This window comes from Methylobacterium sp. WL19 (assembly GCF_008040005.1).
Taxonomy (GTDB): domain Bacteria; phylum Pseudomonadota; class Alphaproteobacteria; order Rhizobiales; family Beijerinckiaceae; genus Methylobacterium; species Methylobacterium bullatum.
Genome location: NZ_VRVC01000151.1, coordinates 1 through 11,416, shown reverse-complemented (window position 1 = coordinate 11,416; position 11,416 = coordinate 1). Strand labels below are relative to the sequence as shown.

Below are 11,416 nucleotides of genomic sequence, written 5' to 3'. Positions count from 1 at the left end.
CCCCATTGCGCGGCCCCCCCGCCCGCCGAGGGGGCGCCGTTGAGCCCTCGCCGGTCTGTCGCCGACGCCATGGCGGCATCCAACGCCGCCCGCCTTGCCGATGCCCGGAAGCGGATCGACACCCGGTCGTTCAGCACTACATGGTCCGCCGCATGGGCGCAGGCCTATCCCGGCGTCGGGTGTCCCGAGTGGACCCAGAAGGAAGCCGGCATCCTGAAGAAGGCGCTTAAGGCCTCCTGGCCGAAGCGTCACGAGGGCCGCGTCCACGAGTTCCTGGAGTGGGTTGTCCTCTCCTGGGACGTGATCGTCGGGGCCAAGATGGGGTGGATGATCAAGAGCCCCCCGCCGGCCGTCCCCCAGATCGGCTTCGTCGCCCGGATGCTCCGGTTATTCCAGGACGCATGGGCCGAGCGCGAGGAGCTGCTATGGCGCGGCACTCAGCCCGGCGCGAAGCAAGAGGCCATCGCTCTGGCGAAGCGCGAGGGTATCCCGCTGGAGACGGCCAAGGCTCGTGTCATCGCCCTGGAGGCATCGGCCCGCGACCGCGCCGCCGCTGCCCGTATGGTCGCCGAGGCGAAGAAGGAACGCAGCCTCGCCGCCCGCGAAGCCTCGAACCGTGCAACACGTTTCACCGCCGCGAACCCCCACCCGCGCGCCCATGAGAACGTGAGCCAGCCAATCAACCTTGTCCCCGGCGAGCCGGACTGGAACGTCCCCGCCGTGTTTTTCGATGAGAGCAAGCTGTGATGCCTAGATAACTAAAGCAGTTCCGTCGGATTATATTGACGAGGCGGAATGTATTAAATAAAGATTTTAAATCTAGCTGATCAGATAGAGGGCTACCCATGGCGTATGCACAAGAGAGCGCGGCGCCGCAGGCTGTAAATGGCCTGATTGCCGCAACTTCTGTCCTTCGGACAACCGATCTTGGCTGTGACGTGGCTCTGGTTCTTATCGCAATCGATGGGCTAGGACAGAGGTGCGTGCCGACAGCGGCCATTCTCGCTACTGAACTCGGTATGCCTTATTCAACCGTTTGGCGTCACGTAATCACGCTGCTTGAGCGGGGTCTCGTGAGGACAAGCCCCGTTCCAAAAGCTAAGCGTCACGAAATTCACCTTACGGCCTCTGGAGAGGCAGCCGCAGCCCAGGCGTCGCAAGCGATCATGGCCGCAATAGGTGGGTCATTAGGCTCCTACGCAGCGTAATGGTAGTCTGGCAGGCTTAACGTCGGTTCGATCTTAGACCGCAAATATGCCAGCTCTTCTGATATCCGGCTTCGCCCTCACGACCGTAGCAGTAGCCGGCCGAGCGAAGGGCAGCGCTAAGCTTCTCGCGCCGGCTGCACGCTCGGTCGGTCTTGGGGGCATCCCCATGGCCGCCCCGGCATGCCTCATTCTCTACAGCCCAGGCCTGTAGAAGAGCCGTCGGAGACAGGGCCGCTGGCATTCGTGTTTGAGCGCTCGCTATCGGTACGCCGCTGACGATCATGCAGAGGATGTAGACTGGAAGCGAGTGGATCTCGGCCATTAAAGCGGCATCCTGGTACGCTCAATCGATCCCGGTGCTGTTTCGGCCGAGCTGCCCCAATCCGCAAGCGACTTTACCAAGGTTGCTGAGGTAGGTTCTCCGTCCTGGGCCTGATTCGCCCAACGTGGTTCGAATGGGGCGTCATGTGCCGGGGGAAAGTGAAAAGCCTGTTGTCTTCAGCCATCTGTTTGAGCACCGATACGATCCAACGACCAGTACATTCACCCCTTCCACGGTAACCAACGCCGAGATTCAAGAAGCCATCGTCACCCTTCGCGGGGACGAGGGGCTTTCGCTCAGCGTCGGCAATCCGGCCAACTTCCTGAAGGACTTCTTGCGGAGCTGGTCGCGCAATGCGCTCTGGCCGGAAGACGTCGCGGCCGCCGGGTACAGTGCACGCCAAGCCTACGGTTCAGGGGCCGTCTTCGATTTCGTGCCCTACCTGCCCGGTCAGACCGAGCCGTTCCCTTACGAGTACGACCTACCGGCGAGCGCACCCCTGCACCGGATCGAGAGCGTCTCCCTGCCATCCGCCGCGCGCGCGCTCGGCCGTGAGGACGAGCCGTGGCTGATCCAGGTGGCCGTCCACCAGCGGGTGCTGCCGACGCACTTCGCCCTATTTTCGGACTTGGACGCCGTCGATCTGTTCCACCTGCAGAACACGATCAAGGGGACGCCTGAGATCGACGCCGTCTTCCTGCTCACGTTCCGCGAGGGTGGGACGCTCAGGAAGGCGCTGGTGACCATGGAAGCCAAGAGGAACGAACCGATTCTGCCCGACCAGATCAAGAGCCAGATTGCCTACATGGCGAAGCAATGCCGCGTCCGGCCCGGCTTGAGCGACGTCGAGTTCATCGTGCCGGTCGCGGCGGCGACCCGGAAGCCTTCCCGCCGGCTGGGCATCTTCGAAATGCGGCACATCTCGGTGGCGGACGGTGTCACCGCCCATGACGCCAAGGCGGCGCACACCCTTCCGCTCGTCATCTCGAAGGTGGTGGGATACGATTTCTTCCCGCCCGTCTCGGGCATCTGACCGGCATGGACACCCGCACGCCGGAGCAACGCCGGCGGATCATGCAGTCCGTCGGCCAGAAGGACACCAAGCCGGAGGTCGCCTTACGGCAAGGGCTTCACCGGCTGGGGTACCGGTTCAGGCTTCATCGGAAGGACCTACCTGGACGCCCGGACCTCGTGTTCCCCTCACGCAAGAAGGTCGTCTTCGTCCACGGTTGCTTCTGGCATGGCCACGGATGCGCGAAGGGGCGCCTGCCCAAATCCCGCCCCGAGTTCTGGGTGCCCAAGATCGAGGGCAACAAGGCCAGGGACGCGCGCGCAATCGAACGCCTCACGAAAATGGGGTGGGAAACCCATATCGTCTGGCAGTGCGAGATGAAAAATTCCGAGCGTGTGGCCGAGGAACTTGCTACGTTCCTGGGGCCCCCAGGGCGGTCAAAGGAAGCGGCCGAGGGTTAGTTCGGTCGCTCGAACGGAGTGATCGTGCGTCCCATCGGTATCGACCTTTTCAGCGGTGCAGGCGGCCTCAGCCTCGGGTTTGAGCAGGCCGGTTTCGACGTCCGCGCTGCGGCGGAGATCGACCCGGTCCACGCTGCCGTCCATAAGTTCAACTTCCCCGACTGTGCCGTGCTCGCCCGCAGTGTCGTCGGCCTGTCCGCGGCCGAGGTCCGCAAGGCGGCCGGGCTCGGACCGGAAGACGGCATCGACGTCGTCTTCGGCGGCCCGCCCTGCCAGGGCTTTTCCATGATCGGCCACCGGGTCCTCGATGATCCTAGGAACCGACTGGTCCATGAGTTCGTGCGCCTCGTGCACGAACTCGATGCCAACTACTTTCTGTTCGAGAACGTGAAGGGGCTGACCGTCGGGAAGCACCGGGCGTTCCTGGACGAACTCGTGACCGCCTTCCGGAACGTCGGCTACGACGTTGCGCTGCCGTGGCAAGTCCTCGACGCCGCGAATTTCGGGGTTCCGCAGCACCGCGAGCGCCTGATCCTCATGGGCGCGCGCCGCGGGCTTCCGCTGCCGGCGTACCCCACTCCGACGACTCGACCAGCCGACCGGATGCCCGGCCTCCAGGACCTCCCGGTGGGACCGTCCTGCAAGGACGCCCTCGACGATCTGCCGGACGCCGACGGCTTCGATGCGCTCGACCTGACGGATGCTGTGCGCACGGAGGCATTTCGCGCGCCCAGCCGGTACGCCTCGGAGATGCGGTGCCTGTCGAACAACGCCTGGCACTTCGGCTACCCGCGGCGGTGGGACCCGGGCATGATGACCTCATCGTGGCGCACCGAACACACGCCGGTCTCGCAGGCACGTTACGCCGCGACGACCCCGGGGCAGACGGAACCGATATCCCGGTTCTACAAGCTGCGGCCCGACGGCCTGTCCAACACCCTCAGGGCCGGCACCGACGGCGCCCGGGGCGCCTTCACGTCCCCGCGCCCGATCCACTACGCACGACCCCGGTGCGTGACCGTGCGCGAGATGGCGCGGCTTCACGGCTTCCCTGATTGGTTCAGGCTCCAATGGACGAAGTGGCATGGCGCCCGCCAGATCGGCAACGCCGTGCCGCCGCCGCTCGCGCGGGCCGTGGCTGCGGAGATCGTCCGCGCGCTCGGTGTCGAGCCTAAGCGGCCCCGCAATGCCATCGAGCTCGGCTCGGTCGACCTCCTGTACATGGGGATGTCCGAGGCCTCCCGGCACTTCGGCGTCCCAACTCCGTCGAGCAAGCGCGACCGCAAGAGCGGGGCTCGCAAGCGCTCCCAGGTAGAGACCGAGGCGGCCCGCCTCGCCGCCTTGGAGGCCATGCATGGCTAAGGCGGTCGAAGCAAAGACCGCCTACCGGGCCATGATCGTGAAGATCTTCCTCGAACACTACGAGGAGGGGGCGACGGAGTTCGAGTTCACGCGCCGCGAGATCGTCGCGGCGAAGGACTTGCTTGCGCCCGACCTTGACCTGAACCCAGGGGACGTGCCCTACACCTATCGCTATCGACGAGCGATGCCGGACGAGATCCTGGCGACGCAGCCTGCCGGCATGGAATGGATTATAGAGGGCGCCGGCCGGGCCAAGTACCGGTTCAAGCTCGTCAAGTTCACCCGCGTGCTGCCCCGGGAGGACCTCGTTACCATCGGCATCCCCGACGCGACGCCGGAGATCATCCGGGCCTACGCCCTGGACGACGAGCAGGCTCTGCTGGCCATCGTCCGCTACAACCGTCTGATCGACACGTTCCTGGGCCTCACGACCTACTCGCTCCAGAACCACCTGCGCACGACCGTGAAGGGCATCGGGCAGATCGAGATCGACGAGGTGTACTTCGGCATCGACCGCTACGGGTGCCATTACTGCATCCCGGTCCAGGCCAAGGGGGGCAACGACCAGATCGGCGTCGTGCAGACGGCGCAGGACATTGCATGGGTCGCCCAGCGCTTCCCGGGCATGCGGTGCCGGGCGATCAGCGCACAGTTCATGCCCGGCGAGCGCGTGGCCATGTTCGAACTAACCGTCCAGAACGACGAGATCAGGGTTGTCGATGAGCGCCACTACAGGCTCATGCCCGCACGCGACCTCGACCGGGCCAGCATCGTCGCCTATCGCGAATGACCCGGCAGAGACACAAGACGAACCTGACCACTGATGCCGGCCCGGTACGACGGCTCGCTGGACTAAGTGGCGCGCCCACGGGGAATCGAACCCCGGTCTGATCCGTGAGAGGGACCTGTCCTAACCGCTAGACGATGGGCGCTTTCTCTGCCCCTATATGCACATCTGCCCGCTATGGCAAACGACCAGTATCCAATCAGAACGTTCATCTCAAAAATGCGTACCCGGGTGTCCCTGGGTACTATGTAAAACGTGCCGGATTGTCGGATTTTGCGAGGACGACGCCCTTTTTGGTGAGGCACTTAGGTGTTACACATTCGGCCGTGGCATTCTCGCTAAGATCCTGTTAGATCAGCCTTTTTGCCTAGCGGGGTTACTGTCCTGCCGGGCCCACCACTCGCTCCCCGCGAACGACGGAAATTCGCGTGTTGCGGGAGACGTGCGCAGTCTCAAGGATTTAGCGAACGGTTGCCGTTGGAGACGCTTCTCCGAGGCGGTGCGCTTTTGACCTCCTGCCAATTCCCTCGGGAACCGCGGGATTGCGCCGGCGGCAGCAGACCCGCTGCCCGACCATGGCAGTGCCCATCCTCATGATCGACGTGAGGCTCCACGCGCTGCTCGAGGCCGCAGCCGAATGCACGATCGGCTGATTGCCCCTCCTGCCGGGGTGAGCACCGGAGGCGCGAAGGCACTGTTCGCCGAACTGCGCAAACCTGCCCAGCTTCCGCAAAAGGACGATGGCTCCCAGCCGATCGGCCTTCTCAAATCCTGACGCGCCCGAGGCGCACCATGCGAGTGGCACCGTGCCCCCCGCTTCCATGCCCGGCCGGCGCATGGCAGCCGCGGGGTCATGCGGAGGCGATCGATCGCCTTGCTATCATGACGACCTGATCGGGGGTCGGCGGGTTGGCCGGATGGTGGCTCAGGCACAAAGGTGTGCGCAGCTTTGCCGGCTTCCCCGATCCCTCGGTGGCGAAGTAGAATTCGCCCGCGCCGAGTTTGCCGATGTCGCTGGCCGCGCCGCCGCTCGCCGCCATGATCTCCTGGGCTGCGGCGATGGTCGCGGGTGCGCTCTGGCGGCCGAAGAACTGCGTCGTGCAGTTCGAGACGATTTGGTTGTGCAGGCCCTTGGGCACCTGGGTCGCAACGACCATGCCCAGCCCGTACTTGCGTCCTTGCGCCACGAGCTTGATGCCGCTGCCGAGACTCGGACAGGCTCTTTGCGACGGCAGGAAGGTCTGCGCCTCGTCTACGACGTAGAGCATGCCGCGCGGGCTCGGATGCGTCTTGATCCAGCCGAACAACGTCATCTGCAGGCGATTTACGAAGTCCTCCCGCGCCGCCTCCGAGGCGAGACCGGCGAGGTTGATCACCGAGATGCGGGTGCGCGCCGGGTCGGAGCCGAAGAACAGGACCTGCGGGTCGAGCACGCTGCCCCTGGCTTTCAGGAGCGGGTTCGTGGCCACGGCCGCGTGCAGCTCGTCGGCCATCCCGGCGGCGATCCTGGTCGCGCCGCCGATCTCGCTCACGCCGTCCGGCAGGTCGGCGAGCAAGGCGGTGAAGTCCGCGAGGCTGCCGCCGCCACGCTCGGCGAAGCGGCGCAACGCGTCGGCCAGCACGCCGCGCTGGATCGTCTTCCTCGCACCGGCGAGGGGTCCCACGGTCTCGGCCGCCATCTCGACGGCTTGTCCCCGCTCGTCAGCGTCCTCGCCGAGTCCCGAGAAGTCCGGCAGGACGGACAGAAACAGCGGATTGCCGGCGGAGACCCCGGGCGTCCAGACCACCACCTCGACGCGCTCGGCGTAGCGGGCGGCCTTGTCGGCGTCCTCCGGGGTGAAGGCCGTCGGCCGCTCGGGCCAGGAATCGCCGAGCCGCGACAGGTCGTTGTTCGGATCGACCACGATGGCGGGGATGCCGGCGAGCGCAGCCTCCTCGACCAGCCGGCGCACCAACACCGTCTTGCCCGAGCCGGAGCCGGCGATGATGGACGTGTGCCGCGGCAGCAACCGCAGCGGAAGTGACACCGGCGGCGCGTCCGGCGTGAGGCGATGACCGACCGGGATGGCGTCGGGCAAAACGGTCGGAGCAGACTTGGAAGGGGCCGTCGGCGGCTTTGCCGCGTCCGGGTTCTCCCTCGGCATCCGCACCACGGAAGTCGCACTCGTGTCGACGATCCCGGTGGAGTCCGTCCCGTCCGCGAGGACGGGGATGTCGGCTCCTCCCGACTCGGCCAGACCGGCTTGCCGAAAGAAAGCGGTGGCGCGCACGAACCTGTGCGCCCGCAGCCAAGCCTCGAACCGGTCCTGCCGCCCCTCCTCGGCGGAGCTCGCGTGCAGGTCGCGCAAGGCGACGAAGGTGCGCAGGTCGTCCTCCACCGGGTCGATCAGCACACCCTTCGCCGCGAGGAAGGCGTCGAACAGCTGCTTCGTCTTGGCGCCGCCGGGCACCGGAGCGCGGCGCACGATCACCAGGCTTCGGTCGGGCATGCGTGCCGAGATGCCGGAGGCGGTCAGCGCGGCACGCAGGCGCGCCTGGAAGGCGATGGCGTTCTGCTGCAGCAGCGCGCGGTAGCACACATGCCGTTCGTGGTCGTTCCGGTCTCGGTCGATCAGGATCAGCCGGCCGTGCAGAGGCGGGATCTTCTGGTCGGGTTCGCCCTTGCTCGCCACGTCGAGCGCATCGTCCGGATCGTCCTCGAGCGCGTAGAGGTCGAAGGCCGTGCGCAGGATCTCCCCGAGAGCCGCCTCCTCGTCGAGCAAACCGGCGATGTCGGCGTTGCGCTTGGCCCGGTCGAGGTCGAACGCGGCGTCGGCGGTCGCGTCACGCGCCTGCCCGTCAGGGGCTTGGACGAGGCTGTCACACACGGTGACGGCCCCTCGCGCGAGGCAATCGCGCCGGAAGGCGTCGCAGCGCATCAGGAGCGTGCGCGGCATCATGCCGGAGCGGGCGGCGTCCGCGATCGCGGCGTCGCTGTAAGGCCAGGTCGGGTAAGGGGGCTCGAATCCCGCTTCCGCGTAGGCCGGGGCAAGCCGGGCGCGGATCAGCGCCGACGCGGCGGTCCGGTCGTTCATGCCCTGCAGCAGGACGGGCGTCACGTATCGCTGCAGCAGCGGCGTCAGGGCCCGCTCCTGCAGCCGCTCCCAGGAGTTCTGGAGGCAGGTGATGACCGTCATGCCGCGGTGACGGACATCGTGGAGTTCCAGCAGGCCGGAGGCGAGCACCTCCGCCAGCCCCTGCCTGCCCTCGAACTCGTCCTGTCCGACGAAATGGCTCGCGTCGATCACACCGTCGATCTGGTCGACGGCGACCAGGATCGGACCGCTCAGGCTCATGATCCACGACATGCCCTCGACGAGTTCCTTCGGCGTGGGCGGCGGGCGGAGAAACCCGAGTTCGGCGCGGGCGACCGGGTCGGCGTCGTAGCCCTGCAGCCATGCATGGGCGAGGCCCACGGCGCCGAAATCGTTCGAGCGCAGCAGACACAGGGCGCGGAACACGTCCTGGTTCTTGAGCGCGCTCCCCATGTCGACGCTCATCAACGCCTTGACGAGAAGGACGACGATCTTGCGCGTGTCGACGTCGGGGGTGTTGAACGCCTCCTCCACATGCCTTTCGACCTTGAACTGGCGCGCCACCCCGGCCAGCACGGCGTCGGATTGGCGCCGGCCGTCCGGCATCTGATGCAGCATGGCCGTGAGGAAGCTCAGCGCGGCGCTGCGCCAGAACTCCGACAGGCCGAGGACGTCGAGCATCACGAACCAGCTGCCAGAGCGCCAGGCCTCCCGTCTCAGTTGCCCGACGAGATGCGTCTTCCCGACGCCCGACGGGCCGATGAGCACGCGCCCCATCGCGCGGGAGGCAGGACCGGGCGCCTCCCCGTGCAGATCCGCGATGATCCCGGGTGGGAGCGCATCGTTCGGGCCGCCGGTCGGCTCCACGTCGAGCCACACGCTGTCGAGGGTGCGCACCCAGTCGAAATCGACCCGGCGCAGGGCGTCGAGGGCGTCGCTCATGACTGGATCCAGAGGATGTGGAAGGGTTCGCCCGCCGGGCTGAACGCCGCTTCGCGCTCATCGGCGGAGAGCGACTTCGGATCGCTGAGCTGGCTCAGCCGCGCCGTCGGATCGCCGGCCAGGATGGCCGCGAGCCCGGCATCGACGGTGGTGCGGTCGAGTTCGCTCAGATGCGCGCGCAGCGCGCTGAGGCGCACGGCCTGTGCCTTCTGCCCCTCCGTGAGCGCGAGATAGGCGGCCTCGATGCGGGCGCGCACCTGCTTCTTCGTGAGCTTCCTTGGCTTTGCCGAACCCGGTGGTGCCGCCTTCGCGGTGCGGCTGCGTGTGGGCTTTGCAGGGAGGGACTCGGCAGAGGGGGACTCGGCAGGACGTGGCCCGGGCGTCGCCGGCGTGCCAATGAGGCCGGCCAGCGTCTCGCCGGTCGTGGCGAGATGCCGGTCGATCCGCTCCAGCCAGTCCTGCAGGACGCGGAAATTCGCAGGGAGCGGGTCGCGCAGGTGCTGGCCTGCCCAGTTCCAGCCCCCGTCCGTGACGGTCAGCCGGATGGAGCGACCCTGCTTCTCCTCGGAGAGGTACCGCCCGGAGACCAATGCCCTGCGATCGGCGGCGTCGACCTTGGGCACGACCTCGCTCTGCAGGGCACTGCCGTGCTTGCCCAGCAGGCACCAAAGGATCAGCGCCTGCTTCGGCGTCGGCGTCTGGCTCATCGGATCGAACCCCTCATGTCGCGTCTATCGGTAGGCTGCGGAGCCGGACGACGGAGCGGATCTTTTCGATGGCCCGTCGAAGATCGGCCTCGACCTGCTCGTTGGTGATCCGCAGCACGAGGTAGCCCGCCGTCAGCAGGGTATAGTCCCGGTGGCGGTCGTCGGCGTATCTCGCAGCGCTGCGGTGCTCGGGTCCGTCGAGTTCCACCACGATGCGGTGCGCGCGGCAGAGAAGGTCGACCCGCGGCGGCTGCCCCCAGCCGCCGACGGGCACGGCTTCGTTGCAGCAGAACAGACCGCGCAGTTCGGCGTCCTGCTGCAGGGCCGTCTCCACCCGCTGCTCGATCGCGCTGGCGGGATGGGCCTTCGAACGCGGCGGGAGGAAGCGCTCGGCGACCGGAGGGGGCTCGCGCACGATCTCGCAGGCGCCGTAGAGGATGCGATCGTAGGGGGTGGAATCGGGCGGCCAAGCCGGCAGCGCCATGACGATGGCCGCACCATGGCCCATGCACCATTCCAGGGCCTCGATCACCGGCGCGGCGCGGGCCGGCGATGCGGGATTGATCTCGCCGATCAGGACGACGCCGGACGGGTCGATCGCGTGCAGCAGCTGAACGAACTGGAGTTCCCGCGCGGCTTCGCGGAACCGGGGTGGGTGGCCGGCGCCGGCCCGCCGCCGTGCTGCCCTGAGCCAGGGACCGGATACGATCGGATCGAAAGAGTGATCCGTGTCCGCGAGGCCGCCATCATCCCGCCCATGCCAATGCGGCCAGCGGCTGAGCGCGAGATCGGCGAGATCGTCGAGGAGGCGGTCGAGCACCGCCGCACCGGTTCGCAGACCGTCGGTGACAAGCAGGAACGCGCCGCGGGCGTGATCGTCATCGGCGGTGAGGGCTTGGGCGATGCCGTCGCAACCGATGTCGACGACGACGAGCCGACGGCCCGGCGCCAGCCGGAAGACCCGTTCGGCGAGTTCGGTCCGCTCCAGGCGCGGCCTCGCCCTGTCGCTAAAGGCGGCGGCCGTTTTCACGATGAGAGACTTACGCTGAGACTGTGCATCGCGCGTCGGGTCGTCCTCGATCTCCTGTCGTTGGTCAAGGTTGCAGACCAGCACAGGTTGTCCTTCTTGGCTACCCGACCGCCCATGTGACGAAGTATCAGGCCTGGCAGGCCACGGCGGACCTCTCTTCTTCGGCACCCGGCCTGTCATATCAGCGTCCGGGCGACGACCTATGAGGTCTTCGGCCCGTCGCGCGCAGCCGAGGAAAAGCTCCTTTGGACGACCTTGCCCGATACGCCCTGTATTTCACCCCTGCTCCGAGTTCGGCGCTCGCCGCCTTCGGCGACGCGATCCTGGGAGCCGGCCCGGCGCCCGGTCCTGACGCGCTCCGGGCCATCCTCGCGGCCAACACGGCCGAGCCGCGCGTCTACGGGTTCCACGCCACCCTGAAGGCGCCGATGCGCCTCGCCCCGGACGCGACCGAAGCCGATCTCCTCCATGCGGCCGCGGCCCTGGCGGCGCACCGGAGCCCCCTGCCCGT

Annotated in this window: 9 protein-coding genes and 1 tRNA gene; 6 read left to right on the top strand and 4 right to left on the bottom strand. The window is 67.1% G+C overall.

The window, feature by feature from the left end:
* From FV220_RS21815 to FV220_RS21790, 5 genes are all read left to right on the top strand, one after another.
* On the top strand, positions 1–747 hold a 747-nt coding region (locus FV220_RS21815; RefSeq protein ID WP_210245961.1), incomplete at its 5' end, for a hypothetical protein.
* 916 nt (positions 748–1,663) lie between these two features.
* Positions 1,664–2,563, top strand: a complete 900-nt coding sequence (locus FV220_RS21805; RefSeq protein WP_147833200.1) for a hypothetical protein — start codon at positions 1,664–1,666, stop codon at positions 2,561–2,563.
* 5 nt (positions 2,564–2,568) lie between these two features.
* Positions 2,569–3,003, top strand: a complete 435-nt coding sequence (locus tag FV220_RS21800; RefSeq protein ID WP_147833199.1) for a very short patch repair endonuclease — start codon at positions 2,569–2,571, stop codon at positions 3,001–3,003.
* Between the two features lie 18 nt (positions 3,004–3,021).
* Positions 3,022–4,365, top strand: coding sequence for a DNA cytosine methyltransferase (locus FV220_RS21795; protein ID WP_246689514.1), 1,344 nt, complete (start codon positions 3,022–3,024; stop codon positions 4,363–4,365).
* The gene (locus FV220_RS21790) at positions 4,358–5,155 is read left to right on the top strand and encodes an endonuclease (RefSeq protein WP_147833198.1); all 798 of its coding nucleotides are present in this window, start codon (positions 4,358–4,360) and stop codon (positions 5,153–5,155) included. The genes FV220_RS21795 and FV220_RS21790 overlap by 8 nt, the downstream gene beginning before the upstream one ends.
* A gap of 67 nt (positions 5,156–5,222) precedes the next feature.
* Here the strand turns inward: FV220_RS21790 and FV220_RS21785 are convergent.
* From FV220_RS21785 to FV220_RS21770, 4 genes are all read right to left on the bottom strand, one after another.
* Positions 5,223–5,297, bottom strand: a tRNA-Glu gene (locus FV220_RS21785).
* Between the two features lie 706 nt (positions 5,298–6,003).
* A complete protein-coding gene (locus FV220_RS21780) occupies positions 6,004–9,168 on the bottom strand; it encodes an ATP-binding protein (protein WP_147833197.1) in 3,165 nt (1,054 codons plus the stop codon).
* Positions 9,165–9,875: a hypothetical protein gene (locus FV220_RS21775; RefSeq protein ID WP_147833196.1), complete on the bottom strand. Its 711-nt coding sequence runs from the start codon at positions 9,873–9,875 to the stop codon at positions 9,165–9,167. The genes FV220_RS21780 and FV220_RS21775 overlap by 4 nt, the downstream gene beginning before the upstream one ends.
* Before the next feature lie 13 nt (positions 9,876–9,888).
* Complete coding sequence (locus FV220_RS21770; protein WP_246689513.1) at positions 9,889–10,905, bottom strand: DUF559 domain-containing protein; 1,017 nt, start codon at positions 10,903–10,905, stop codon at positions 9,889–9,891.
* Between the two features lie 245 nt (positions 10,906–11,150).
* Between FV220_RS21770 and FV220_RS21765 the strand changes: the two genes are divergently transcribed.
* On the top strand, positions 11,151–11,416 hold a 266-nt coding region (locus FV220_RS21765), incomplete at its 3' end, for a DUF1045 domain-containing protein (RefSeq protein WP_147833195.1).